Source organism: Streptomyces pimonensis, assembly GCF_041380215.1.
GTDB classification, from domain to species: domain Bacteria; phylum Actinomycetota; class Actinomycetes; order Streptomycetales; family Streptomycetaceae; genus Streptomyces; species Streptomyces pimonensis.
In genome coordinates this window covers 1-23,907 of sequence record NZ_JAHWZY010000053.1, presented here as the reverse complement: position 1 = coordinate 23,907, position 23,907 = coordinate 1, and the positions used below count along the sequence as shown (strand labels likewise).

Genomic DNA, 23,907 nt, shown 5'->3' with positions numbered 1-23,907 from the left:
TATGAATAAACCCCACGGATATCAGCAAATCAGGTCATCTACAGACGAATTGATACAAATCGATCAAAATTGGCTCTTCTTCACGCCTCATGAGGCCGACGTGGTCCGCGAGGCGATGGCACTGCTCGTTCCCGGTCCCGCCGACGCGCCGGGCGAGCCCGGCCCCGGGGCCCGTGAGGCGGACGCCGTGCGGTACGCCGACCGGCTGCTCGGCGCGTTCACCGTCGAGCCGCCCCTCGTGTACGCCTCCGGCCGCCCCGACGGCTCGTTCCTGCCCCTCTCTCCCGCCCAGCGGACGGGGTGGCGCCACCGGGTCGCGGACTTGCGCCGCGCCTATCGCGCGGGCGTGGCGGTTCTGGACCACCTCGCGGGCGGGGACTTCGCCGCCGCCCCGTCTTCGCGGCGGCACCGGGCCCTGTGCGACGCCGAGGCGGCCGCCTTCCGCGACCAGCTCTTCGACCACGCAGTCGAAGGCACCTTCGGCGACCCCGTCTACCGGGGCCGACCCGCCCCTGAGGGCCGCACCTTGCTGGGCCTTCCGGGCCGGAACACACCCGCGACCGCGCCGACGGGTCGGCCCGACCCCGTGCGGCCCTACGCCAGGAAGGACCCCGACCCCGTCGCCGCCCTCGCCGAGCACTTCACGGAGGCCGCACGGCTGATCGCTTCGTCGGGAGGCTTCGGTGGCTGAGCGCGCGGTGGTCGTGGGCAGCGGTCCGGGCGGATCGACGGCGGCGATGGTGCTGGCCGAAGCGGGCTGGGACGTCACCGTCCTGGAGCGCGGCCCCAACCACTTCGAGGACTTGTCCGACCCGGCTCCGCGCCACGTCTTCTCCACAGACGAGATCAAGGGTCCGGTCCGCGGCTTCGAGTACCCCGATCCCCTCGCCGAGCCCCGCGTCTACCACGACCGGGCGTTCCCCGGACAGCCCGTCACCGGCTTCGTCAACGCCCTGCCGGCGGCCGTCGGCGGCGGCTCGGTGCACTGGGACGCCAAGACGCCCCGGCTGTGGGACCTCGACTTCGCCAAGCGCTCGACGCTGGGCCCGTTGCCGGACTGCGACGTGGTGGACTGGCCGTTCGACTACGCGGAGATTGCTCCCTACTACGACGAGACCGAGGCCCTCCTGGGCGTGCAGGGCGACCGTGCCGCACTGCCGGCGACGACCTCGCGCCGCGCTCCGCGCACCCGGGACTTCCCGATGCCGCCGGGCCCGGACCAGACGTCCTCGGTGCGGGTGGCCAACGCCGCGCGGACCCTGGGCCTGCACCCCTACCCGATGCCGATGGCCGCCAACTCCCTTCCATACGACGGTCGGCCGGCGTGCACCGACTGCGGCGCGTGCTGCGGCTACGGCTGCCCCAATCTCTCCCGCGGCAGCGCCCTGACGGCGCTGCGTCGCGCGGTCCTCGCGGGCGCCGAGGTACTGCCACTGGCCACGGCCGTGGAGGTGCGGCACGCCGGACGCAGGGCCCACGCGGTGGTGTACGCGGATGCCGAGGGCCGCCTGACGGAGCTGCCGGCCGACCGGGTGGTGCTCGCCGGATCGGCGGTGGAAAGCTGCCGGCTGGCCCTGCTGTCCGCGCTGCCCGACCCGTCGGGGCTGCTGGGGCGCCACCTGATGTTCCACTGGTACTCCGTCGCCTACGGACTGTTCCTCGGGGAGCGGGTGCGCGGCCCGAGGGGCCGGAACATCACCCACGCCCTGGACGACTTCGCGGACCCCGACCACCCCGGCGCGCGTGAGGCTGCCCGCGCGGCGGGGCTGCCGTATCTGCGCGGCGGAGTGGTCGAGCTGGGCGGCGGACAGCCCGGGCCCGTTCAGGAGGGTCGTCTCTACCGGCGGCTCCTGCCGAAGCTGGCGGGTGTGGCCTACGGCCCGGCCTTCCAGCGGCTAATGCGCGAGAGTCCTCTGCGGGACCGGTTGCTGGGGGTGCAGATGCACGGGGAGGACGTCTCCCAGCGGGAGAACCGCATCGAGCTCGATCCGGCCGTCCGGGACTGGCAGGGCCTGCCGGTGCCCCGCATCTCGTGGGCACCGCACGTTCACGAGACCACGGCCCAGCGCTTCTATCTGCCACGACTGGCCGCCCTGCTGGAGGCGACGGGAGCCGACGCGGTGGCCTCGGCCCCGGAGACCCGTTCGCGGGTCTTCCCCGATGAACCCGGCACCGTGCCCGGCAACTTCCACACCTTGGGCGGCCTGCGGATGAGCCGCGATCCGCGCAGGGGTGTGACGGACGGCGTGGGCCGGATGCACGCGCTGGACAACGTCTTCGTCGCCGACGGCGGCCTCTTCCCCACCTCGGGGGCGCACAACCCGACCCTGACGATCATGGCCACCGTGCTGCGCAACACCAGGAGGACCACGTGAGCGACAGGACCCCCGGGGGCACCCGGCCCTTCGCCTTCGATCCCGCCACCGCACTCGGCTGGAAGAACATCGGCTTGGACGGCTTGGGGTGCTTCATGCGCTCGGTCGAGGCGGTGTTGCTGCAGCGCGGTCACAGTACGGACGCGGTGGCGCGCGGTCTCGCCATACCGCTGGACCTGATACGGCGTGGCGAGTGGTACGGGCCGATGAGCCGGTTCCCGGCCTGCATGGTCCGCTGGCAGACGGCCGGGATCGGTGCGGGCCGACGCCAGTGGCCGCGCGTCGCCGAACTCGTCGGTTCCGGACAGCCGGTGGTGTTGATGCCGGACGGCCACCACTGGCCGGGCGACGACCACGAGGGCAGGGAGCACTACCACCACCACATGGTGCTGGCTCACCGGCTCGACGACCGGGGGCTGCACATCCTGGACACCGACGCCCCGGCCGAGGACGGCTACCGGCGGGTTCTGCCCGTCACCGATGCGCTGCGCCAGGCGTGCACCCGGTACGCGGTCGTGGAGCGCATCGCGCCGCCGGACACCCGGCGGCCGCAGGAGGTGGCCGCCGCACTGGTGCCACGCTCCCTGGTCCCACTCGCCGAGGACATCGCCGAACTGCGCGCGTTTCACGGCGAGGTGTGGTCCGGAGCACGCCTGCCACTGCTGCTGGCCAAGGGGATGGACGTGTGGGTGCTCGGGGACGTGCAGCCGCAGCTCTTCCTGCTGGGGCACGCCCTGGCGGGTGCCGAGCAACCACATGTCGCCGACGTGTCCCGGGCGGCGCTGGCGGCGGCGGGACGTGCCCAGAAGCTCGGCCTGCTGCTACTCGGACTGCACCGGTTCCGCTCGGAGGGCGTCTACGCGATGGCCCATGAGGAGATCGCCTCGCTGGCGGACGTACTGGAGGAACTGCTGGAGGCGATGTGCCGGCACACCGGGACCCTGCGCCCGCACGCGCAGGGCGACGGCACTCGGCTCGTACGGCGCCTGCGCGGTGAGACCGAGTGGTGCTTCGGGGAGGGCAGGCCCCTGCCCGAGCTGTCCTTCGTGTGAGGCGGAGTGGCCGCCCGCAGGGGCGGCGGACGCCCGGAAAAACAGCTTGAAAAAGCGATGAAAAACCTTGCGGAGAGCTGCACGCAAAACACGCGGCCGCACGGCTGGAACACTATTCTCTGAGCGTCCTAAATAGATCTTCACCATCATTTGCAAAATGTTTGACAGTCATGATTGATGGATCTAGCGTGTGGCCTGGTTTTCTCGTCGCCACACGGCAGACAAAGGGGTAAGCATGGCCATGAACAGGGAGAACAACCTCGCATTCCCGGACCGTTCGGCAGTACTGGAGGAGGTGCGCACAATTCTCATCGAGCAGTGCGAAACACCGGAGAGCGTCGCGGGAAATCTCACCGAAGAGGACCCTATGAGCCAGCTCGGACTCGATTCCATCACGCTTACTTATGTGTTCACTCACTTCGAGCAGAAGCACGACCTGACCTTCGAGAACGATGACATCGATCCCCTGCGCTACACCACGGTCGGCGAGTTGCTGGACGTTCTCACCACGCGCATCCACGAGGCCGCCGCGGGGGCCCCGTGATCACACGGACCGTCGCTTCCCCCAGTGGTCCGCCACCGGGAGCCGACACGGACGCGTCGGGCCCCGACGACCGGCTCCTCATGGACACCTTCATGTCCCAGTACCGGCTGCCCGCGGTCGCCGCCGCGGACCGCCTCGGCCTCTTTCCGTCGCTCGCCGGGGCCCCGGCCGACGCGGGCGGGCTCGCCGCGTCACGCCGCCTGGACCGGGTCGGGACCTCGGTGCTGCTGGAGTTCCTCGCCGCCCTCGGGTATCTGGCAGTGCACGGGGGCCGGTACCACCTGACACCGGCCGCCCGCACCTTCCTGCTGCCGGACGGATCCCGCTACTGGGGGCCCATGCTGACGCTTGGCTGGGACGAACGCTGCACCGCCGTGCGGGAGCTGGTGACCACCGGTACTCCCCACGGCTACCGGGGCAGGGGCATCTGGGAGACGCACGAACGCTCTCCCCGCCACGGCGAGCAGTTCGCACGGGCCATGCACGCGCACTCCGCGGGCCCGGCCACGGCGCTGGCCAGCCAGCTGGACCTGACGGGCTGCACCGCCCTGCTGGAGGTCGGGGGCGGCGTCGGCACCTTCGCCATGGCCCTGGCACGCCGCAACCCGCACCTGAAGGCCACCGTCCTGGACCTGCCGGTGGTGGAACGGGAGGCCAACCGGCTGCTGGAGCGGGCCGACCTCGCCGAACGGGTCCGGCTGCGCACCGGTGACATGTTCGCCGACCCGTGGCCGGGTGACCAGGACCGGGTGCTGTTCGCGGACGTGCTGAGCGACTGGGACGACGAGCACTGCCGCGGTCTGCTGGAACGCGCCCGCGCCGCCCTGTCCGTCGACGGCCGGCTGCTCGTGCACCAGGTGATGCCCGACGACGCGGCCCGGCTCTCCCCCACCGTCTCGGGCTATTCGCTCGCCCTCGCGGTCATGACCGGTGGCCGGCTGCGCACGTTCCGGGAACTCGTCGCGCTGCTCGAGGCGAGCGGCTTCGCCGACTGCACCGTCACGCCCGTCTACGGTCACTACGCCCTGATCACCGCACGCCCTGCCTGACATCGGCCCGGCTCCGCCGGGTCCCAGCCCACCGGCCGCCCGCACCCGAAGGGGAGACCCCGCATGGACAGCCCGCCCCGCGTCACCGCCGTCATCACCAGCCGTGAGCGCTTCTCCTACGCGGAGGAGTCCCTCAAGAGCTTCTACGCCCACACCGACGTTCCGTGCCACGTCGTGTACGTCGACGTCAACTCGCCCAAGGACCGATGGGAGCGGCTGCGCCGGCTGAGCGACGTCCACGGCTTCACCGCGGTGCGCGTGAACAAGTACGTCTCGCCCAACTGCGCCCGCAACATCGGGCTGCGCTACGCGCAGGGTGAGTACGTCGTCTTCCTCGACAACGACGTGGAGTACACGGACCACTGGCTGGAGCCGCTGATCACCTGCGCCGACGAGGAAAAGGCCGCGATGGTCGGCCCCCTCTACCTGCACGGGCCGCTGGAGGAGCAGACGGTCCACATGGCAGGCGGGGACATGGAGTTCTCCGGTGTCTGGGGCACGCGTGAGTTCACCCAGACCCAGCGGTACTTCATGAAGCACGTCTCGGACGTACCCACCGACGAGATGCGCCGCCAGGCGTGCGACATCATCGAGTTCCACTGCGCGCTGGTGCGCCGCTCGGTCTTCGACCAGGTCGGAGGCATGGACGAAGGGCTGCTGACCACCCGCGAGCACCTCGACTTCAGCCAGCGGGTGCTGGACGCCGGCGGCACGGTGTGGTTCGAGCCAAAGTCGGTGATCACCTACCGCATGCCGCCGCCCTTCGCGCTCAGCGACCTGCCGTACTTCATGCTGCGCTGGAGCGACGCGTGGACGGCCGAGACGCTCAAGCACTTCGCCACCAAGTACGGCATCAAACCCAGTTACGTCGAGCGGGTCGCCAAGAACCGCAAGGGCCGGCAGTGGCTGCTGTTCGAGCAGATCAAGGACTACCTGCCCGACGCGCTCGGCCCGGCCGGCACCAAGGCGGTCAAGCGGGTCTTCCAGAAGGTCGAGCCGATCGGCAACCGCCTGCTGGTGGAGCTCATGGCCCTGCGCGAGCCCCCGCTGGAATGGCAGGTCCACCACGGCAGCGGTCTGGCGGCCCCGGAGCCGACCGCCGCGGGCGCCCCCCGGTGAGCGCCCGCCCCCCGGCCGAACCGCGCGTCCTGGTGGTGACCGGCATCCCCGGCAGCGGCAAGTCCACCGTGGGCGCCCTGCTGGCGAGCCGGTTCGACCCCGCCGTCCTGATCGAGGGCGACGTGCTACGCCGCATGGTGGTCACCGGGCGCGCCGAGATGACACCCGACCCGTCGCCGCAGGCGCTACGCCAGTACGACCTGCGGCTGCGCCACCTGGCGATGCTGACCCGCTCGTACACCGCGGAGGGTTTCACCGTGATCGCCGAGGACAACCTGCTGGGCGAGCACCTGGAGCGGTTCGTCGGCCTGCTCGGCGGCGTCCGGCCCTGCCACGTGGTCGTGCTGGCCCCGCAGCCGGAGACGGTCCTGCGCCGGGACGCCGGCCGTGCCCGTCAGGCGTACGACGGACAGGGCTGGGGGGCACGCGAACTGGACGAAGTGTTCCGCCGTGACACCGCGCGCATCGGCCTGTGGCTGGACACGACCGGCCAGAAGGAGGATGAAACGGTCCAGGAGATCCTGGACCGCCTCGACGAGAGCGTGCTGTCGTGAACGCCGCAGTCCCCGCCCCCTCCCTGCGGGGCGGACCGTCCGGGAACTCCGGCGCCCGCGGCCCGTGCAGCGGGGAGGCCCACGTGCACCAGGCACTGGTGACCACTGAGGCCGTGCATCACTGCGCCGGGCTCCTCGACGCCGCCGAGCGCGAACGGGCCGGCCTGCTGGCGGAGCGGGCCGCCGCCCGGTTCATCGTGGCACGCGGACTGCTGCGCTCGGTGCTGTCCGCGCGGCTGGGAGTACCGCCGGAAGACGTCGCGCTCGCGGCGCGCTGTCCGGGCTGCGGGACGTCCGGCCACGGCCCGGTGCGGCTCGCCGGGGACGACGCCGCGGGCTGGGCCCTGTCGGTCGCGCACTCGGGGAGCCTGGTCGCAGTGGCCGTGGGGCACGAGAGCGGACCGCTGGGAGTCGACGTGGAGACCGCGGAACGGACGGCGGACGTCGGGGAACTGGCCCCACGACTGTTCGGTCCGCAGCAGACCAGCCGGTTCGCCCGGCTGGCCGCGCCGGTGCGGCGGGCCGCCCTGCTGCGGGCCTGGACGAGTGCGGAGTCCTATGCGAAGGCCACCGGCACCGGACTCGGTCACGCCCTGGTCCGCGTGGGCGCGCGGCTCGATGCCGCAGGCCGGGTGACCGTGGCCGGTCCCGAGGAACTGGCCGGCTGGTCGGTGCGCGCCGTCCCGGCGCGCGCGCCCGGCTACGCCGCGGCCGTGACGGTCCGGCACGGCACACGCGTCCACACGCACGCAAGCACGGACCTGACGGCCGGCCCACCGGCCGGCTAAGCACCGCCCGCCACCCGCCGAGGCGGCGGTGGCAGTCGCGCACACGAGGGGACACTGATGCGGCACACCGACGACGGCCCAACGGCACCCGCCGCCGCGCTGGAAGACCTGGTCCGGGAACGGCTGGCCGAACGGGTCGGCCCGGACCTGGCTCGAGGCATCGCCCGGGAGGACAAGTTCTCCGAACTCGGCATCGACTCGCTGGACATCGTGACCGTGCTGGCCGCGCTGGAGCGGGAGTGCGCCGTCGAGCGGATCGCCGACGGCGAACTGTGGGACATCGCGGACTCGGTCGGCGCCCTCGTCCGCCACCTGTCCGCGCACGGCCGGCTCCCTGGGGAGGCCCGGTGAGCGCACCGTCCTCCGTCGCCGTGACCGGACTCGGCGTGCTCTCACCCGGCGGCCGCGGCACCGACGCCCTGTGGCGGGCGTGCGCGGGCGGCAAGGTCGCCTTCCGGCCGGTCGAGCACTTCGACGTCTCCCGTACCGGCGCACACCTCGCCGGCTTCGTTCCCGAGGAGGCGACCGGACCGGAAGCTCCGCCGCCCGGGCACCCGGCACGACTGCCGTATCTGGTGCACCGGTCGACCGGCGAGGCCTTGGACGACGCCGAGTCGCGCACCGGTCCGGACCGGTTCCGCGCCGGGCGCACCGCCCTGGTACTGGGCACCACCGACAGCGGCGGGTTTCCGTCCGCCGCCGCCTGGCGGGCGTGGCACGAGGGACGCAGCCCGGTCGCCGGAGCCGGCTGGACCCCGTACGCCCCGCCCTCCTGGGACGGACCGGTGGTACAGGTGGGCAACGCCAGTGCCGCGGGCGCCACCGCTCTCGGAGTCGGCGCGGACCTGCTGCGCAACGGCGTCGCCGACCGGGTGCTGGTGTGCGGGGTGGACACCGTCACGGAGACCGCCTTCCACGGCCTGGCCTCGCTGCGCACGCTCAGCCCCGGTGGCTGCCGCCCGTTCGCCGTGCGCCGCTCCGGCATCCGGATCTCCGAGTGCGCCGCCACCGTCGTGCTGGAGCGCGCCGCGGACCGCCCGCTCGTCCACCTGCGCGGCTGGGGGAGCAGCAACGAGGCCAGTCAGCCGGCCCGGCCGGACTTCGAGGGGGTCGCCAAGGCGGTGCGCCGGGCCCTGGCGGACGCCCGTACCCGGCCCGAGGACATCGGGTACGTGAACGCGCACGCCGCCGGCACCCGTCACGGGGACGTGGCAGAACTGCGCGCGCTGGAGGAGGTACTGGGCGACCACCTGCCCCGCGTACCCGTCGTCAGCAGCAAGGCGGCGCTCGGCCACTGCCAGGGCGCCGCGGGCACCGTGGAGGCGATAGTGACCGTACTGACCCTGCTGCGCGGAGAGGTGCTGCCGACGCTCGGCCTGCAGGACCGCGACTCGCGCTGGGACCACCTGAACCTGGGGGACAAAAGGCCCGACCGGCCCCCGCAGGCGGCACTCACCCTCTCGTGCGGTCTGGGCGGATCCAACGTCGCGGTGGTGTTCGGCCATGGCGCCTGACGCCCCGCGGATCGCCGCGGCCGCGGTGCGTCTGGTCGAGCGGGACTTCCCCCGCGTACCGCGGGAGACCGCGGACGTCCCCCGGATGCCGCTCGCCGTGCGCGACGTGCTGGGCCCCGAACTGCTCGCCACCGCACGGGAAGCGCTGACTGCCGCGGGCGTCGCCGCCGACGACACGCACACGCTCGGCTGCGTCACAGCCTCCCATCGCGCCACCTCCGCCACCTCCGCGTACATCGCCGAGGTCTTGGACTCGCACGGACCGCGCTGGCTCGCTCCGGAGTGCTTCCTGCACTACTCGGCCCACTCGCTGACCGGGCGGCTGTGCATCGAACTCGGCCTGGACGGGGCTGCGGTCACGCTGACCGGGCCCTCCAGCGGGATCGATGCGCTGGGCTACGCCGCCTCCGTGATCGCATCGGGCCGGCTGCGCCGGGTCCTGGTGGCCGCCGCGTACTGGCCGCCGCCCGGCACTCGACGGGACACCGGAACGGTGCCGTTGCGCACCGCCGCCGTGGTGCTGACCGGCGCCGGCGGCTGGGGGGACGTCACCGGCTGGCGTCCGGGCGGCGGTCACCCCGCCGTAGGGGGAGCGGACGACGCGGACCACGAGCGGAGCGACCCCAGCGAGGCGTTCGCCGCCCTGGCCGACTGGTACCGGCGGCGCCCCGGCGTGCCCACCGAGCTGCTCGGGGGCGGTTCACGCCTCGTGCTCCGTCCGGGAGGTGCCGTATGAGCGTGACCACGCCGCACGACACACTGCCGAGCCTGCTCGAGGCTCGCGCCGCGACCGCGCCGGGACGGCCCGCGGTGGAGTACCGGGATACCACGGTCACGTGGGCCGAACTGGCCGACCGGGTACGGCGTGCCAGGGCCCGGTTGCGCCGGCGCACCCGGGCACCAGGGGCCCGTCTCGGCATACTGGCACGCAACGATCCCGACACCCTCGTGGCGCTACTGGCGGCGACCGCCGAGGGAAGGGAGGTCGTCCTGTACGACGGCCGGGCGACCGCGGCCGAACGCGACCAGGTGACCGCGCTGGCCGGCCTCATCGGGTGGCACACGCCCTCGGCCGCCGACCACGCGGACGGGCCCGCCGAACCCGAGGTCCCCGCGCTGGGGGATCCCCCGCCGGCTCCTTGGTTCGGCCTGGTCACGTCAGGCACCGGCGGACTGCCGAAAGTGGTGCGCAAGCACTGGCACACGACGATCGCGAACGCGGCGGACTTCGCCGCACTCGCCGGTTACCGCGGCGACGACCGCATCCTGTGCACGACCCCCGTGCACCACGCCTACGCGTTCGGGGTGGCCGTGCTGCCGGCCCTGGTCACGGGCGCCACCCTGGTGTTCGCCTCGCACCCGGCCTCGCCCACGACGCTGGCCCGCCTCCTCCGTGACAGCCGCGCCACCGTGGTGCAGAGCGTCCCGTTCCTCTACCGGGCCGTACTCGACAGCGGGGAGCCGACCGCACCGTCCGCACTGCGGATCTGCCTCAGCGCGGGCGAGCCGCTGGCCGCCCCACTGACCGAGGCGTGGAACGCCGCCACCGGCGTACCGCTGCGCGACCAGTACGGATCCACCGAGTTCGGCCAGATCGCGTACACGACCGGTACCCCCGGCGGTCCGCTGCAACTGATGCCCGGCGTCACGGCACGCCTGCGCTCCCCGGACGGCGTTTGGCTCACCGCACCGGACCCGCAGACCACGGGCGACCTGTACCTGCGCCAGGCGGGCGCAGACCCCGTCACCTACTGGGGACTGCCCGAACTCACCACCGCCTCCCACTGCGACGGCTGGTTCCGCACCGGTGACACCGGACGGCTGCCCTCCCCCGGACACGTGGTCGTGGAGGGCCGCACCACGCGGCGCATCTCGGTGGCAGGCCGCAAGGTCGACCCCGACGAGGTCGAGCGGGCCGTGCTCCAGGTACCCGGCGTCCGCGAGTGCTGGGTCGCCGCGCCGCCCGAGGGCAGCCCCGGGCACGGCGACCGGTTCGCAGCCTTCGTCGCCGTCGAGGGCGGGGTCACCGAGACCGACGTGCGCCGGCACGTCGCGCGCGCCCTCTCCCCCTACAAGATCCCCACCCGTTTCCATGTGCGGGAGGCGCTTCCGCGCACCGGTACGGGCAAGGTGCACGCGGCCCGGCTGTGGCAGGAGGCGGCGGGGGAAGCCGCGCGGCCCTGTGGGCAAGGAGGCACCGCATGACGACGACCGTGCTGGACGACGTGTCCCTCGGCCGGTACGCGCTGCTCCTGCCCGGTGCGGGGTCCCAGCTCCCTTCGATGGCGCGGCGCCTGTGCCGTTCCTTCGACTGCGCCACGGAGGTGCTGGAGAGGGCCGCGAAGGCCACCGGGCTCGACCTGGTGCGCCTGTGCCGGGAGGGCACGCCTGCCGAACTCACCACCGCGGAGGTCGCCCATCCCGCGATCGTGGCCACCGGATTGGCGGCGGCGGCCGCGCTGCGCCGTCACCTGGGCGGTCGATGGGCCCCACCGGCCGTCGTCGGCGGCCACAGCCTGGGTCACTTCGCCGCCCTCGTCGAGGCAGGATGCCTGGACTTCGACGACGCCCTGCGTCTGGTGGCCCGGCGCGCACGGCTCATGACCGAGCAGACGCGATCGCGGCCCGCCCTGATGGCGTCCCTGGCCGGGGCGCCCCCCGAGCGGGTCACCGAGTGGTGCGCCGCGTGCCCGCCGGAACACGGCGTGGTGGTGCCGGCCTGTTTCAACGGTCCGGTGCAGACCGTGGTGTCCGGTGACGCGGCCGCCGTGCGCTGGGTCGGCGGGCGTGCCGGGGCGGAGGACGGTCTGCGGGTGAAGGAGCTGCCGGCGGGCGTGGCGTCGCACTCCCCGCTGATGAAACCCGTGCAGCGGGCCCTGCGGTCCGAGCTGGCCGCGGTGCCGCTGTCGCGGCCGGCCGTCCCCCTGCTGCTCAACAGCACAGGACAGGTCACCCGGGACGTGGACGCGCTGCGGACGGACCTCCTGGACCAGCTCTCCGTACCCGTGCGGTGGAACGACGCCATGCGTGCCCTCGTCGCCTCGGGCATCACAACCGTCCTGGACTCCGGTCCCGGCCAGGTCCTAGCGCGGGCCGCCGCCCTGCACCCCGAGCTGGACCCGGTCGCGCTGAACTTCATGCACCCGCTCGAGAGGGCGGTGCCCCTGCCGTGACAGACGGGCACCGCACAGCAGGCCGCTCCGCCCTGGTGTTCGGCGGGAGCCGGGGCATCGGTCTGGCCACCGCGCACGCCCTGGCGGCCCAGGGCCACCGGGTGACCGTCGCCGCCCGCGGCGTGACCGCGGACGGGGATGGACCGGCAGGCTTCACGCGGGTGAGCTGCGACGTCACCGACGCCGCCCAGGTGGACGCCGCGTTCACCTGCGCGGAAGCCCGCCAGGGGCCTGTGGAGATCGTCGTCGCGAGCGTCGGCATGCGCCGGGACGGGCTGCTCCAGCGCACCGACGAGACGTCCTTCCGGCAGGTGCTCGACGCCAACCTCACCGGGACCTGGCGGATCACGCGCCGGGCGGTGCCCGCCATGACCGGCCGCGCGTGGGGCCGGCTCGTGTTCGTCTCGTCCGTCGCGGCGGTGCTCGGCACGACCGGACAGGCCTCCTACGCCGCTGCCAAGGCCGGACTGACCGGACTGGCCCGCAGCGCGGCACGGGAGCTGGGCCCCCACGGAATCACCTGCAACGTCGTCCTGCCCGGGTTCGTCGACACGGCACTCACCTCCGACCTGCCGCCGCGTCGCCGTACCGCGATCCTGGCCGCCACACCGCTCGGTCGGGCCGGAAGCCCGGAGGAGATCGCCGCCGTGGTGGCCTTCCTCGCCTCCGAGCCGGCCGGTTACGTCACCGGCGCCGTCATCCCCGCGGACGGAGGGTTGGCGATGGGTCACTGAGCGCCGCCCCCTCCCCCGGCATCCCGTCCGACGCCCGTCCTGGAGCCCCCATGCGCACGCTGCTCGTGGACAACCACGACTCCTACAGCCACAACCTGTTCCAGCTCATCGCCCGCACGACCGGCACCGAGCCCCTGGTGCTGCGCAACGACGCCGCGGCACTGCGGTGGCTCGGCCCGGACGACGTCGACGCCCTAGTGATCTCACCCGGGCCGGGGCACCCCGGGCGGGACCGTGACCTCGGCCTGGTGACCGGACTGCTGGCAGATCCGTCGCTGCCCGTTCTCGGGGTCTGCCTGGGGCACCAGGCGATAGCCCTGGCCGCCGGTGCGCGCGTACGCCGCGCGCCCGTGCCCCGGCACGGCCACCTCAGCACGATCAGGCACCTGGGCACGGGTCTGTTCACCGGCGTCCCCCAGGACTTCACCGGTGTCCGCTACCACTCGCTGGCGGTACCGGAACCGCTTCCGGACATCCTGGAGGCCACGGCGTGGGCCGAGGACGGTGTCCTGATGGGCGTGTGCCACCGGTCGCTGCCGCGCTGGGGCGTGCAGTTCCATCCGGAGTCGGTGGCCACGCAGTACGGCGAGCGACTCGTCGCCAACTTCGCGCGGCTGGTCCGCGACCACCGCACGTCGCTCCCGCGACACCGGCGCGGCAGGAACCCGGCCGGGCCGCCGGACGAGGGCGGCAGCCGGACGGGTGCCTCCGGTGGCGCGCCCGGCTCCGGACGAGGCGGCACGCGGCGCGCGGGAGACGTCACCGGTCCGCCGGTGCCGTCCACCTCGCGTCCGGCGTCCGAGCCGGCCGTTCGTCCGCCGTACCGCCTGCACGTGCGCACGCTGCCCTTCGCACCGGTCACCGAGGTGGCGTTCCGTGCGCTGTTCGCCCGTTCACGTCACGCGTTCTGGCTGGACAGCTCACGGGTGGAGCCGACGCTCGCGCGTTTCTCCTTCCTGGGTGACGCCGAGGGACCGCTCGCGGAGACCGTGCGCTACCGCGCGGGGTCCGGCCGCGTCGAGGTGACGGACGCCGACGGCGTGACCACCGTGCCCGGCACAGTCTTCGACTACCTCGGCACGCAGGTGGCACGGCGCCGCGTCGAAGCGCCCCCGCTGCCCTTCGACTTCACGTGCGGGTACGTCGGCTGGTTCGGCTACGAGCTGCGTGCCGACTGCGGGTCTGCGCTGCCCCGGCCTTCGGCGGCTGACGACGCCGTCTGGGTATTCGCCGACCGGATGATCGCCGTGGACCACGAACGTGGTGAGACGTACCTGCTACACCTGGCGCGCGACGACGAGGCGGACGGGGCGCGCGCCGAGGCCTGGCTGCGGCGGACGGGCGCGCGTCTCGCCGCGCTGCCGTCCCCGCGCGGTCTCCCGGCGCCGCCGCCCAGCGGTTCTCCCGGGCTCCGGCCGGCCCGGGGCGAGGAACGGTACCTGGCCGACATCCGGCACTGCCAGGAAGAGTTACGCGCGGGCGAAAGCTACGAGATCTGCCTGACCGACACGGTGCACGTGCCCGTGGACGCGGACGGGCTGTCCGTGCACTCCATCCTACGGCGGCTCAACCCGGCACCGTATGCCGCGTTCCTGCGGTTCGGCGACATCGAAGCGGTCTGCTCGTCCCCCGAGCGCTTCCTGCGGGTCACCCCGGACGGCCGGGTGGAGAGCAAACCCATCAAGGGCACCGCGCCGCGTGGGACGGATCCCGACGAGGACGCCCGGCTGAAACGGGCGCTGACCCTCGATCCTAAGACCAGGGCCGAGAACCTGATGATCGTGGACCTCCTCCGCAACGACCTGGGGCGGGTCTGCGAGATCGGCAGCGTACACGTCCCGAGGCTCATGCACGTGGAGACCTACGCGACGGTCCACCAGTTGGTGTCCACCGTCCGCGGCACGCTGCGACCCGGGCTCGGCGCGGTCGACTGCGTGCGCGCCTGCTTCCCCGGAGGCTCCATGACCGGTGCGCCCAAGCTGCGCACGATGGAGATCATCGACCGTCTGGAGGGCGCGCCGCGCGGCCTGTACTCGGGCTCGATCGGCTACCTAGGGCTGGCCGGGGGCGCCGACCTGAACATCGTCATCCGCACCGCCGTCCGCTCGGGCGGCCGTTGGACCGTGGGGGCGGGCGGAGCGATCGTCCTAGGCTCCGACCCCGCGGAGGAGTACCGGGAGGTCCTCCTCAAGGCCGCCGCGCCGGTGCGGGCCCTGCTGCGTGCGGCGAGCGGAGCGGACGTCCCCGCCCTCACCCTGTCGGCTCCCGACGTCCCCACCCCCTTCCAGGCGTGATCCGCCGGCCTCCCGGCCGGTCCACCCACCCCGCCACAAGAGGAGACACCATGCCCATCGACAGCCGCCTGCTGGACATTCTCGCCTGCCCCGTGTGCACCGCACCGCTGCGGGCCGACGACCAGGAGACCGAACTGACCTGCCGGGAAGCGGGCTGCGGCCGCTCCTACCCGGTCACCGGCGGCATCCCCGTGCTCATCGCCAACGAGGAGATGGCAGCCGCGTCGGTGTCCGGCTCGCTGGACGGCTGACCGCGCCGCACACCCCGACGGCCGAGGAAGGGGCGACATGGTGGGTACAGAAGGAGTGGCGCGGGTCCGCGCGGTCGGCGACGGTCACCCACGCGGGCTGCTGACGCTGTGGGGCGTCGAGATGTGGGAGCGCTTCAGCTTCTACGGGATGCGGGCGATCCTGGTCCTCTTCCTCGCCGCGCCCGTCGAGGACGGCGGCCTCGGCCTGGCACCGCACATCGCGGCCGCCGTCTTCGGCGTGTACGGCGCGCTGGTCAACCTGATGGCGTTGCCGGGGGGCTGGCTCGCCGACCGGCTGTGGGGTTCCCACCGGGCGGTCGTGCGGGGCGGTGTGGTCATCACCGCGGGGCACACGGTCCTCGCGGTGCCGGCGGGTGCCGCCTCCACGTACACCGGCCTGGCCCTGGTGGCGGTCGGCACCGGTCTACTCAAACCGGGCATCTCCACCCTCGTAGGCCGGCTGTACGACGCCGAGGAGGACAGGGAGAGCGGGGCGGCGCGGCGTGATGCCGGCTTCTCGCTGTTCTACATGGGGATCAGCCTGGGCGCCTTCGCCGCTCCGCTGGTGACCGGCTTCCTCGGGGAACGTGTCGACTGGCACGCCGGGTTCGGCGCGGCCGCCGTCGGCATGCTGCTCGGTCTGCTGATATGCGTGCGCGGACGCGACCGGCTGCCCGGTGCGGCAGACGGGCCGGCGCGCGCTGCGTCACCGGCGGAGCTACGCACTCCCCTGCTGGCCGTGGGCGGGGCGATGGCGCTCCTCGCCGGGGCGTCCGCCGTGGCGGTGCTGTGGGGCCAGTCGCCCACGCAGGCGGTGATCCAGGCCGTCACACTGCTGACGATCGCCGTTCCGGCGGCGTACTTCGCGGTGATGTTCCGCGCTCCGGATCTGGAGCCGGTGGACCGCCGCCGGCTGGTCGCCTACGTGTGGATCTTCCTGGCGGCCACCGTGTTCTGGATGATCGCCGAGCAGGGCGGTTCGCTGATCAGCCTCTTCGCCCGTGACCACGTGGACCGCACGCTGTTCGGCTGGGAGTTCCCGACCAGCTGGTTCCAGTCGCTGGGACCGCTCTACAGCATCGTGCTGGCCACCGCGTTCGCGGCACTGTGGCTGCGGCTGGGCGCGCGCCAGCCCAGCACGGCGGCGAAGTTCGCTCTCGGCCTTCTCGGGCTCGGACTGGCCACATTGATCATGGCGGGCGCGGGTTGGGCCGCCGCGGACGGCGGCCGGGTCACCCCGCTGTGGCTCATCGTGGCGTTCTTCGTGCAGATCATGGCGGAGATGTGTCTGAGTCCCACGGGGCTGAGTGTCACCACCCGGCTGGCGCCGACACGGTTCGCCAACCAGATCATGAGTCTGTGGTTCCTGTCGGTGGCCCTGGGCAGCGCCCTCAGCGCCCAGGTGGTGCGCCTTTCCACGGTGTGGTCGCCGGGCACCTACTTCACGATGCTGGGGGCGGCCGCCCTGCTCTGTGCCGCGGCCCTCGGTCTGGCCCGCGCACGCCTGCGCCGTCTGATGTGCGGGGTCGACTGAGACGCGCGGGTCGGCCCCGCAGCCGCCGGCGGGCCGTCCACCGGCCGCTCATCGCGCTCCGGTCGCCGACATCCACGCCGCGTACAACTCGGCGTACCGGCCCGGCCCGGCGACCAGTTCCTCGTGCCTGCCCTGCTGAACGATGCGGCCCCGGTCGAAGACGAGCACGTGGTCGGCGGTCTCGGCGGTCGACATCCGGTGGGCCACGGACACCGCCGTGCGGCCGCGGGTGGCCTTCTCCAGGGCCCGCTGCAGGCGCTGTTCGGTGGCCGGGTCGATGGCCGAGGTGGCCTCGTCGAGCACCAGCAGGTCGGGGTCGGCGAGATAGGCGCGTGCCAGCGCGACGAGCTGGCGTTCACCGGCCGACAGCGCTTCACCGCGCTGGCCGACCGGCGTCTCCAGGCCGTTCTGCAGCCCGGCCAGCCAACTCCCCAGGCCGAGATCGCGCAGGGCCCGTCGCACGTCGTCGTCGGTGGCGCCCGGTCGGCCGTAAGCGATGTTCCTCCCGACGGTGGTGTCGAAGAGGAAACCGTCCTGGGGCACCATGACGACGCGCCGGCGCAGAGAGGAGAAGGGCACCCGGGCCAGAGGCACCCCGCCCAGCGTGATTCGCCCCGAGGTCGGGTCGGCCAGGCGGATCAGCAGTTTGGCGAAGGTCGACTTTCCCGAGCCGGTCTCGCCGACCACGGCGACCCGGCTGCGCGGGGCGATATGCACGGACACGTCGCGCAGCACCAGGGGGCCGTCGGGGTACGCGTAGGCGACGTCCTCGAACCGCACCTCCACCGGGCCCCGCTCCAGGTAGGTGCCCCCCGGCCCGGGGTCGGACACGTCGACCGGCGTGTCGACCACCGCCAGGGCGCGGCGCCAGCCCGCGAGCGCGTTCTGCAGTTCGTTCAGCACCTCAGTGCTCATCTGGGCCGGTCCGATGAACAGGGTGACCAGGAACAGGAACGCCACCAGTTCGCCCGCGGTCAGCCGGCCTCCGACGCCCAGCAGCACGCCCAGGCTCACCACCCCGCCGATGGCCAGCGCGGCTGCGACCTCACCGCTGGAGAGAGTGACGGCCACCAGCCGCTGAGCCCGGCTCTGTGCCCGCCGGTGTGCCTCCACCGCCGTGTCGATCCTGCGCCCTATCAGATCACCCGCGTCGTAGGCGTGGATGACGGCGGCGCCCACGACGGCCTCACCCGTCGCGGCGAGCATGTCGCCGCCGCGGGTGCGCACGCGGCCGTACGCCTCGGACAGCCGGCGCTGCAAGGCCGGCAGCACCAGGACGAGCGGCACGAACACCAGCCACACCATCAGGGCGAGCTGCCAGGAGTAGACGAACATGACCACGCTACCGACCAGCAGCTGGCACAAGCTGATCAGAAACATGCCGCCGAACTGCAGGAAGGTGCTGAACTGGTCGATGTCCGCGGTCACCCGGGCGACCAGGTCCCCGCGGCGCTCCCCGGTCAGCGCGGGCGTCGACAGGCCGTGCACCCGGCGGAAGGCCTTGACGCGGAGTGTCGCGAGTCCCGCCTCGATGCTGCGGTACAGGCGGTGGTTCATCCGGTAGGTGATCCAGGCGGTGGCCAGGACGGCGGCGGCGCACACACCCGCGATCGCCAGCACCAGTCCGGTGCGCGGACCGTGCTCCGTCTGGAGCCCCTCGTCCAGGGTGAGTTGCACGGCGACGGGGACGACGACCCGGCCCGCCGCGGCGAGGAGAGCCAGGAACACCACCGTCAGCAGTCCCTCACCCAGGCCGGGCGAGACTTCCAGTGCCCGCCGAAGCGTTCCCAGGGCCCCTCGTTCCCCCCCTGTGACGCAGCTGCTCACGCGGTCCTCCCGTCCGGGTGCTGTTGCTGTTCCTGCTGCTCGTACGCGGTCACCAGGCCGCGGTATCCGAAACAGCGCGCACGCAGTTCGTCGTGCGTGCCGCTGTCGACGACCCGGCCCCGCTCCATGTACACGACGTGGTCGGCGAGGGCGATGGTGGCCTGGCGGTAGGCGACCAGCACAAGAGTGGACGGCACCCGCGCATCGCGGAGCCGGCGCAGGATGCGGCCTTCGACCTGCGGGTCGATGCTCGACGTGGCGTCGTCCAGTACCAGCAGGCGGGGACGGCGCACCAGGGCCCGCGCCAGGGCGATCCGCTGGCGCTGACCGCCTGAAAGGGTCGCACCGCGCTCCCCGACCCGGGTGTCGAGGCCGTGCGGCAGCGCCCGGACCACGTCGGCGGCCTGGACCGCTTCCAGCGCCTCCCACACCCGTTCGTCGGGCAGCTCCAGTCCCAGCAGGATGTTGTCGCGAACCGTGTCGTCGAACAGCAGGGTCTCCTGGGGGACGAACGCCACTGCCGAGGACACCTCTCCGGAGCGCATCTCGCGGGCGTCGAGGCCGTCCATGAGCACGTCACCGCGTACCGGGTCGACGAGCCGCACCATCAGCGTCGCCAGGGTCGACTTGCCCGAGCCGGTGGGCCCGACGACCGCGACGGTCCGTCCCGAGCCCACGCTGAGGGTCACGTCGTGCAGGACCACGCTGTCGCCGTAGGCGTAGCTGACGCCCCGGGTGTCCAGGCTGATCGGACCTGCGTCGGACAACCGCAGCCGCCCGGTCGGCAGGTCGCCGTCGGCGTCGAGAACGTGCCTCACCCGGGCCCAGCCGACAGAGCTGCGCGGCAGTTCGGCGAGGACCCAGCCGAAGGCGCGCACCGGGAAGGCGATCATCGTGAACAGGTAGGACACCTGGACGAGTTCACCGACGGTCACGGCCCCGGCGGCCAGTCTCACCGTGCCGACCGCGAGCACACTGAGGATGCCCAGGTTGGGGAACGCGTCGAGCATGGGGTCGAAACGCCCTCGGGTGCGGCCGACCGCCACGTTGGCGTCGCGCAGCCGGGCGGCGGCGTCCGCCATCCGAGCCGTCTCGTGCTCCTCCAGGCCGAGTGTCTTGACCACCAGGGCGCCGTCGAAGCTCTCATGGGCGATGTCGCTGGTCTCGGCACGCAGGCTCTGGGCGCGGGCCGCGAGCGGCGTCAGTCTGCGCTGGTAGAAGACGTTGAGGAGACCGATGGCGGGAAAGACAAGCAGGGCGACGGCGGCCAGTACCGGGTCGACGGTGAACATCGACACGATGGCGGCGGCGAGCATGACCACGACGCCCAAGGCGGTGGGCAGCGGCACGACGGGGGCCCAGGCGGCCTCCACGTCGGCGTTGATGTTGGACAGCAACTGCCCGGCCGGGTGGCGCTGGTGCCAGGAGACGGGCAGCCGCAGGTAGCGGTGAGCGACCCTGCGGCGGTACGTCGCCTGGAGCCGGAACTGCATAATGCCCGCGCCGACACGGCGCCCGATCACCCCGACGACCCGCAGCATCGCCACCCCGAAAATGGCCAGGCCCGCACCGACCAGCGCGGCCGCGGTGGTACGGCCTTCCCGGAAGGCGGGCAGGATCACGTCCTCGGTGATGCGGCCCAGCGTCCAGGACGTGGCGACCGGTGCCACGCCGTACAGGGCGCTGGCGAGCAGGGCCGCGCAGAAGATCCAGGGTTCCTCGCGTACGGCGACGGCGAGAACCCCCAGACCCTGGCGCAGGGTCGACCGGTCGGTTGCGGGCACGGTGAGGGTTCCTTTCCAGCGGGTCGTACGGTGCTCGCCCGACGGCCGGCTTCGGGCGCGCCGGGGCGGAGTGTCAGGGTGACGAGCCCGGCGTCACTGGCGCGCTCCGGCCGCGGGCGGCAAGGCGTCCAGCAGGGCGAGGTCGTCGTCGTCCAGCCGGACATCGGCAGCGGCCACGTTGTCGTGCAGATAGCGGATGTTCTTGGTCCCCGGGATGGCGACTACGTGCGGACCGCGGGACAGCACCCATGCGAGCGCGACCTGGGCGGGGGTGGCGTCCCGGCGCTTCGCCACGGTGCGGACGCCTTCCAGGAGGCGGAGGTTGGCCGTGAAGTTCTCCTCCCGGAAGCGCGGGTTGTGGCGCCGGTAGTCGCCGTCCGGCACGTCGTTGGGGGAGTCGAAGCGGCCCGCCAGGAAGCCGCGGCCGAGTGGCGAGTAGGCAATAAGCGCGATGCCCTCCCGTGCGGTGAAGGGCAGCAGTTCCGCCGTGGCGTCCCGGGTCCACAGCGACAGTTCCGCCTGGACGGCGGCCACGGGATGCACGCTCTGGGCGACGTGTATCTGTTGGACGGTCACGTCGGACAGCCCGAGCATCCGGGCCTTGCCGGCCTTCACGGTCTCCGCCATGGCACCCCAGGTCTCCTCCAGCGGCACCTCGGGATCGACCCGGTGCAGCTGGTAGAGGTCCACGTGGTCGGTGCGCAGCCGGCGCAGACTCGCGTCGATGGCGGCGCGGATGTGCTCGGGCCGGCCGTCGCGGCGCAGGCGCGTCTCACCGGTGACGAATCCCACCTTCGTGGCGAGGAACGCCTCCTCACGGCGGTCGGCGAGTGCCCGGCCCACCAGCTCCTCGTTGGCGTGGGGGCCGTAGACGTCGGCGGTGTCGATGAGACCGGCGCCGAGGTCGAGAGCGCGGTGGAGCACGGCGGCCGAGGCGTCGTCGTCGCGACCGCCGGGGTCGTAGGCGTAGGACATGCCCATGCAGCCCAAGCCGACGATTCCCACCGGAGCGCCTTCGGGACCGATCCGTAGGGTACGCAACGTGTGCTGTCCTTCCTGGGGTGTCGGGCGGGCGGTCACGGGCCGGACCGGGCTCCCGGGACACAGCCCCGGGAGCCCCTCGGCACGGTCAGGAGACGGCGCCTTCGGTCCAGGCGCGCTTGAGGATCTCGTCGACGGTCTCGTCGACCGTCTGGTGCGAGGTGTCGAGCCACAGCCCGATGCGGGGCGTGTCGTCCCTGAGCACCTTGTCCAGGTCCTTGGGCTGCCAGTCGGGGCCGTAGCCGGTCTTGGAGCGCTTCTCCTCCCGGCGGGCCACGACGTCCGGGTCGGGTGCCAGCACCACCACGGCCAGCGGACGGCTCCGGATCATCTCGGTGATCTCCGCCAGGTGCTCGCCGAGAAGGATGTCCTGCAGGACGGCGGTGAAACCCGCTTCGGCGTAGGCGTCCGCGGACGCTGCGGCCAAACGGTGCCGCAGACGGAGTTGCGCGACGGCCTCCGGCGGAGCCTCGGCGGTCATGTGCGCCTGACCGTTGACGATCATGCGGCGGAACGTGTCGCCTCGCACATGTGCCGAACGGGGCAGGCGTTCGGCGAGGGCCTGCGCGACGGTGGACTTGCCCGCGGCGGAGATACCCGAGACGACGATGACGCCGGGGGTTTCGTCACCCGGGACGGAGGCGGGACTGGTTGTGTCGGTCATGGACGGGCGGGATTCCTCTCTTGTGCGTGGACATGGACACCGCGTGCGGCGCCCGGGCGACGTCGGCCGCCTTCAGGCGCGTTCGAGGACCACCAGGTCCATCGAAGCCGGACGCCGTGTGGAAACGCCCCAGGTACCCGGTTGGGGGTCCCGGCGCATACGCAGACCGTGCCGTGCCGCCACCGACAGGAGGTACTCCAACCGGTAGGCGATGGCGTACGTGGGCTCCTCCTCGGAGTGCACGTAGTAGCCCCCGTGATCCTGCGTGAAACTGAAGGCGGTCGCTCCGCGCGCGATGTTCGCGGCGACCGCGTCGTCCACCAGATAGGCCGTGGCGAAACACCGCCCCCCGGGCCGCAGGACCCGGGAGGACTCCGCGAGGTAGTTCTCCATCTCGGCCGGGCGCAGATGGCTGATAAGCCCCACCAGCGCGGCGATGTCGAAGGCCGCGTCACCGGCCGGGAACCGAAAGTCGGCCGCAGAGAGCGTTCCTTCCGGGTTGTAGATCTCCTGGCGGATGTCGACGTGGGCGAAACGGAAGTTCGGATGGCGGGGAGTGATCGTGCGGGAGCACCATTCGATGGCGTGCGGCACGATGTCGAAGCCGAGGTAGGAGCCCTCGGTAAGCACGTCCGTGAGCGGCACCGCGATGCGCCCCGCGCCGCATCCCGCGTCCAGTACATCGTGACCGGGTCCCATGCCGAGTTCGTCCCGCATGTACACGGTGATTCTGCGGCCCACTTCGAGGAAATCACCGTTGCCGATGAAGCGGCGGTAGCGTCGGGGCGGCAGCAGCGGGTGCTCCCTGCCCCGTACGGCGTCCCACAGGTCCAGCGCCTGCAGTCCGGCGTTGTACCCCACCCTGCGTAATCGTTCCAGGCTGCCGGCGGTGCGTACCGACGAGGTGTACTTCGTCGCCCTGAGCGACTTCAGGTCCGACTTGCTGCCTGGCAAGGACTGCCCCTTTCGGTGGTGTGTGCCGTGGCCTGTACCTGCGGTTGCCACCCACCCCGGCCGGGATGGACGCCTCAGTCCCGGAACGTTCAGGTGCCCCCTTCCCGCCGGCCCGGGCGCGGGGACGTCACGGCATCGTCGGGGCACGCCGAGGAGCGGGTGCGGATGCTTCGGCGGCTCCACTCCTTGCGTTCAGGATCTCGATCACCCAAGGAATGGTCAACTGGACTTATTCGGACAGCGCATCTTTCCAGCCTGCGCAACAGCCGGTGGACGCCGTGTCAGTCGGCCCGCGTCCAGCCGGAGAGCGACGCCCGACCACCTCGGATGGCGTCTGATCGGCATTCGGGACGCGATGGGTGCGCTGGATCACATGTCCTGACAGCCGCCGTCGCGACGTCTTCCACGTCCTGGCCACCACCCGCCACGACACCGCCGTCGCCCGCTTCGCCCTCGACCACCCCGTCCACGCCCTGTTTCCCGGCCTGCCGCGGCAGAAGTGGAAACGCCGCTCCTGCGGCGGCGGCTCCCACGGCCGGCGGATCTACGACTGGGCCCGCGTCGAGGCCCGGCACCGGCACCGGCCCGACCGCCGACCCTGGGTGCTCGCCCGCCGCAGCGTCGGCCGGCCGCAGGAGATCTCCTACTACATCGCC

The 23,907-nt window shown here is 72.5% G+C and carries 22 protein-coding genes and 1 pseudogene; 18 read left to right on the top strand and 5 right to left on the bottom strand.

Annotated elements, in window-relative coordinates:
• Positions 1 to 100 precede the first annotated feature (100 nt).
• The 17 genes from KYY02_RS31185 (at position 101) to KYY02_RS31105 (ending at position 16,981) form a co-directional block, all read left to right on the top strand.
• On the top strand, positions 101 to 691 hold the full coding sequence (locus tag KYY02_RS31185) for a hypothetical protein (RefSeq protein ID WP_371243904.1): 591 nt from the start codon (positions 101 to 103) through the stop codon (positions 689 to 691).
• Complete coding sequence (locus tag KYY02_RS31180; protein WP_371243902.1) at positions 684 to 2,375, top strand: GMC oxidoreductase; 1,692 nt, start codon at positions 684 to 686, stop codon at positions 2,373 to 2,375. Before KYY02_RS31185 ends, KYY02_RS31180 begins: the two co-directional genes overlap by 8 nt.
• The gene (locus tag KYY02_RS31175; protein ID WP_371243900.1) at positions 2,372 to 3,427 is read left to right on the top strand and encodes a hypothetical protein; all 1,056 of its coding nucleotides are present in this window, start codon (positions 2,372 to 2,374) and stop codon (positions 3,425 to 3,427) included. The genes KYY02_RS31180 and KYY02_RS31175 overlap by 4 nt, the downstream gene beginning before the upstream one ends.
• A 235-nt stretch (positions 3,428 to 3,662) precedes the next feature.
• Positions 3,663 to 3,971: an acyl carrier protein gene (locus KYY02_RS31170; RefSeq protein WP_371243898.1), complete on the top strand. Its 309-nt coding sequence runs from the start codon at positions 3,663 to 3,665 to the stop codon at positions 3,969 to 3,971.
• 80 nt (positions 3,972 to 4,051) lie between these two features.
• The gene (locus KYY02_RS31165) at positions 4,052 to 5,020 is read left to right on the top strand and encodes a methyltransferase (RefSeq protein WP_371243896.1); all 969 of its coding nucleotides are present in this window, start codon (positions 4,052 to 4,054) and stop codon (positions 5,018 to 5,020) included.
• Positions 5,021 to 5,083: 63 nt separating this feature from the next.
• Positions 5,084 to 6,139 carry a glycosyltransferase family 2 protein gene (locus tag KYY02_RS31160; protein ID WP_371243894.1) on the top strand — a complete coding sequence of 352 codons (1,056 nt, stop codon included), beginning with the start codon at positions 5,084 to 5,086 and terminating at the stop codon, positions 6,137 to 6,139.
• Positions 6,136 to 6,693 carry an AAA family ATPase gene (locus KYY02_RS31155; RefSeq protein ID WP_371243892.1) on the top strand — a complete coding sequence of 186 codons (558 nt, stop codon included), beginning with the start codon at positions 6,136 to 6,138 and terminating at the stop codon, positions 6,691 to 6,693. Before KYY02_RS31160 ends, KYY02_RS31155 begins: the two co-directional genes overlap by 4 nt.
• The gene (locus KYY02_RS31150) at positions 6,690 to 7,481 is read left to right on the top strand and encodes a 4'-phosphopantetheinyl transferase family protein (RefSeq protein ID WP_371243891.1); all 792 of its coding nucleotides are present in this window, start codon (positions 6,690 to 6,692) and stop codon (positions 7,479 to 7,481) included. The genes KYY02_RS31155 and KYY02_RS31150 overlap by 4 nt, the downstream gene beginning before the upstream one ends.
• 57 nt (positions 7,482 to 7,538) lie before the next feature.
• Positions 7,539 to 7,832, top strand: a complete 294-nt coding sequence (locus KYY02_RS31145) for an acyl carrier protein (protein ID WP_290008437.1) — start codon at positions 7,539 to 7,541, stop codon at positions 7,830 to 7,832.
• Positions 7,829 to 8,995 carry a beta-ketoacyl-[acyl-carrier-protein] synthase family protein gene (locus KYY02_RS31140; protein WP_371243888.1) on the top strand — a complete coding sequence of 389 codons (1,167 nt, stop codon included), beginning with the start codon at positions 7,829 to 7,831 and terminating at the stop codon, positions 8,993 to 8,995. The genes KYY02_RS31145 and KYY02_RS31140 overlap by 4 nt, the downstream gene beginning before the upstream one ends.
• The gene (locus KYY02_RS31135; RefSeq protein WP_371243886.1) at positions 8,985 to 9,731 is read left to right on the top strand and encodes a beta-ketoacyl-[acyl-carrier-protein] synthase family protein; all 747 of its coding nucleotides are present in this window, start codon (positions 8,985 to 8,987) and stop codon (positions 9,729 to 9,731) included. Before KYY02_RS31140 ends, KYY02_RS31135 begins: the two co-directional genes overlap by 11 nt.
• Positions 9,728 to 11,200: a class I adenylate-forming enzyme family protein gene (locus KYY02_RS31130; protein WP_371243885.1), complete on the top strand. Its 1,473-nt coding sequence runs from the start codon at positions 9,728 to 9,730 to the stop codon at positions 11,198 to 11,200. The genes KYY02_RS31135 and KYY02_RS31130 overlap by 4 nt, the downstream gene beginning before the upstream one ends.
• On the top strand, positions 11,197 to 12,168 hold the full coding sequence (locus tag KYY02_RS31125; RefSeq protein ID WP_371243883.1) for an ACP S-malonyltransferase: 972 nt from the start codon (positions 11,197 to 11,199) through the stop codon (positions 12,166 to 12,168). The genes KYY02_RS31130 and KYY02_RS31125 overlap by 4 nt, the downstream gene beginning before the upstream one ends.
• The gene (locus tag KYY02_RS31120; RefSeq protein WP_371243881.1) at positions 12,165 to 12,902 is read left to right on the top strand and encodes an SDR family oxidoreductase; all 738 of its coding nucleotides are present in this window, start codon (positions 12,165 to 12,167) and stop codon (positions 12,900 to 12,902) included. The genes KYY02_RS31125 and KYY02_RS31120 overlap by 4 nt, the downstream gene beginning before the upstream one ends.
• 50 nt (positions 12,903 to 12,952) lie before the next feature.
• The gene (gene pabB, locus KYY02_RS31115) at positions 12,953 to 15,196 is read left to right on the top strand and encodes an aminodeoxychorismate synthase component I (RefSeq protein ID WP_371243879.1); all 2,244 of its coding nucleotides are present in this window, start codon (positions 12,953 to 12,955) and stop codon (positions 15,194 to 15,196) included.
• 50 nt (positions 15,197 to 15,246) lie between these two features.
• The gene (locus KYY02_RS31110) at positions 15,247 to 15,447 is read left to right on the top strand and encodes a Trm112 family protein (protein ID WP_371243877.1); all 201 of its coding nucleotides are present in this window, start codon (positions 15,247 to 15,249) and stop codon (positions 15,445 to 15,447) included.
• Between the two features lie 37 nt (positions 15,448 to 15,484).
• Positions 15,485 to 16,981, top strand: coding sequence for a peptide MFS transporter (locus KYY02_RS31105; protein WP_371243875.1), 1,497 nt, complete (start codon positions 15,485 to 15,487; stop codon positions 16,979 to 16,981).
• A 48-nt stretch (positions 16,982 to 17,029) separates the two neighbouring features.
• Here KYY02_RS31105 and KYY02_RS31100 read toward each other — a convergent pair whose 3' ends face one another.
• The 5 genes from KYY02_RS31100 to KYY02_RS31080 all read right to left on the bottom strand — a co-directional run bounded on the left by KYY02_RS31100 (position 17,030) and on the right by KYY02_RS31080 (position 23,251).
• Positions 17,030 to 18,808, bottom strand: coding sequence for an ABC transporter ATP-binding protein (locus tag KYY02_RS31100; RefSeq protein ID WP_371243873.1), 1,779 nt, complete (start codon positions 18,806 to 18,808; stop codon positions 17,030 to 17,032).
• A complete protein-coding gene (locus KYY02_RS31095) occupies positions 18,805 to 20,592 on the bottom strand; it encodes an ABC transporter ATP-binding protein (RefSeq protein WP_371243869.1) in 1,788 nt (595 codons plus the stop codon). Before KYY02_RS31095 ends, KYY02_RS31100 begins: the two co-directional genes overlap by 4 nt.
• A 93-nt stretch (positions 20,593 to 20,685) precedes the next feature.
• A complete protein-coding gene (locus KYY02_RS31090; protein WP_371243867.1) occupies positions 20,686 to 21,633 on the bottom strand; it encodes an aldo/keto reductase in 948 nt (315 codons plus the stop codon).
• Between the two features lie 88 nt (positions 21,634 to 21,721).
• Entirely contained in the window at positions 21,722 to 22,297 is a 576-nt protein-coding gene (locus KYY02_RS31085; RefSeq protein WP_290008416.1) for an AAA family ATPase, read from the bottom strand.
• A 72-nt stretch (positions 22,298 to 22,369) separates the two neighbouring features.
• Complete coding sequence (locus KYY02_RS31080) at positions 22,370 to 23,251, bottom strand: class I SAM-dependent methyltransferase (RefSeq protein WP_371243864.1); 882 nt, start codon at positions 23,249 to 23,251, stop codon at positions 22,370 to 22,372.
• A 395-nt stretch (positions 23,252 to 23,646) separates the two neighbouring features.
• Here KYY02_RS31080 and KYY02_RS31075 point away from each other — a divergent pair.
• Positions 23,647 to 23,907: pseudogene (locus KYY02_RS31075) on the top strand (IS701 family transposase); the annotation flags it as partial.

Excerpts from the sequence above, each read along its gene's own strand:
- KYY02_RS31170 (WP_371243898.1), top strand. The coding sequence starts at position 3,663 with ATGGCCATGAACAGGGAGAACAACCTCGCATTCCCGGACCGTTCGGCA.
- KYY02_RS31165 (WP_371243896.1), top strand. The coding sequence starts at position 4,052 with ATGGACACCTTCATGTCCCAGTACCGGCTGCCCGCGGTCGCCGCCGCG.
- KYY02_RS31160 (WP_371243894.1), top strand. The coding sequence starts at position 5,084 with ATGGACAGCCCGCCCCGCGTCACCGCCGTCATCACCAGCCGTGAGCGC.
- KYY02_RS31145 (WP_290008437.1), top strand. The coding sequence starts at position 7,539 with ATGCGGCACACCGACGACGGCCCAACGGCACCCGCCGCCGCGCTGGAA.
- KYY02_RS31135 (WP_371243886.1), top strand. The coding sequence starts at position 8,985 with ATGGCGCCTGACGCCCCGCGGATCGCCGCGGCCGCGGTGCGTCTGGTC.
- KYY02_RS31130 (WP_371243885.1), top strand. The coding sequence starts at position 9,728 with ATGAGCGTGACCACGCCGCACGACACACTGCCGAGCCTGCTCGAGGCT.
- KYY02_RS31125 (WP_371243883.1), top strand. The coding sequence starts at position 11,197 with ATGACGACGACCGTGCTGGACGACGTGTCCCTCGGCCGGTACGCGCTG.
- pabB (WP_371243879.1), top strand. The coding sequence starts at position 12,953 with ATGCGCACGCTGCTCGTGGACAACCACGACTCCTACAGCCACAACCTG.
- KYY02_RS31110 (WP_371243877.1), top strand. The coding sequence starts at position 15,247 with ATGCCCATCGACAGCCGCCTGCTGGACATTCTCGCCTGCCCCGTGTGC.
- KYY02_RS31105 (WP_371243875.1), top strand. The coding sequence starts at position 15,485 with ATGGTGGGTACAGAAGGAGTGGCGCGGGTCCGCGCGGTCGGCGACGGT.
- KYY02_RS31085 (WP_290008416.1), bottom strand. The coding sequence starts at position 22,297 with ATGACCGACACAACCAGTCCCGCCTCCGTCCCGGGTGACGAAACCCCC.